2 protein-coding genes are annotated in these 821 nt (G+C 61.3%); one reads left to right on the plus strand and one right to left on the minus strand.

What is annotated here, in order from left to right; all coding sequences use genetic code 11:
- Positions 1–33 precede the first annotated feature (33 nt).
- Entirely contained in the window at positions 34–597 is a 564-nt protein-coding gene (efp, locus tag DM995_RS19685; protein WP_116970765.1) for an elongation factor P, read from the minus strand.
- 33 nt (positions 598–630) lie between these two features.
- Between efp and DM995_RS22585 the strand changes: the two genes are divergently transcribed.
- Positions 631–821, plus strand: a 191-nt coding sequence (locus DM995_RS22585; RefSeq protein ID WP_232824579.1) for a hypothetical protein, incomplete at its 3' end; no start/stop codon positions are given.

Genomic DNA, 821 nt, shown 5'->3' on the forward strand with positions numbered 1-821 from the left:
CTCCATGACGGTGATGATTGCTGATTGAGACACTTAGTCGGCGCGCCGAACGTAGGTCTGCTCGTACACGTCCACGACCACCCGCGTCCCCGAACCGATATGCGGCGGCACCATGATGCGCACGCCATTGTCCAGCATCGCCGGCTTGTAGCTCGAAGACGCCGTCTGGCCCTTCACAACGGCATCGGCTTCCACGATCGTGCACTCCACCTGCTCGGGCAGCTGCACGGAAATCGGGCGCTCCTCGTACAGTTCCATCACCACGTCCATGCCGTCGGTCAGGAAGGCCGCCGCCTCGCCCAGCAGGTCCCTGGGCAGAGTCACCTGGTCGTAGCTGTCCTTGTCCATGAAGACCAGGTTATCGTCCTCGGCATAGAGATACTGGAAGTCCTTGGTGTCCAGCCGCACGCGCTCCACCACCTCGGCCGAGCGGAAGCGCACGTTGGTCTTCCGGCCGTCGATCAGGTTCTTCATCTCGACCTGCATGTAGGCGCCGCCCTTGCCCGGCTGGGTGTGCTGTGTCTTCACGGCGCGCCAGATGCCGCCTTCATACTCGATGATGTTGCCGGGACGGATGTCCACGCCGCTGATCTTCATGGGTCACCTTGACTGTGTGGAAAGAGCAAAAGAGTGGGCGCGCCCTTAGCCGGTCAAGGCCACCTTCTCAAGTGCAGCGGCACCGACGAAAAAAGTTGCGGGTTCCGGCGCACCTCTGTCGAATCCCGGCTGGCGCCTGCGTCTGGGCTGTTGAAGGATGCAATTCCGCACCTTCCGGACAGGATGACCAGCATGAAATACACGCTTCTGATCTTCGAGGATGA

The organism is Blastomonas sp. UPD001 (assembly GCF_003426715.1).
Lineage (GTDB): Bacteria > Pseudomonadota > Alphaproteobacteria > Sphingomonadales > Sphingomonadaceae > Blastomonas.

What these genes read in the sequence shown, in the direction of transcription:
- efp (WP_116970765.1), bottom strand. Translation starts at nt 597, where the DNA reads ATGAAGATCAGCGGCGTGGACATCCGTCCCGGCAACATCATCGAGTAT.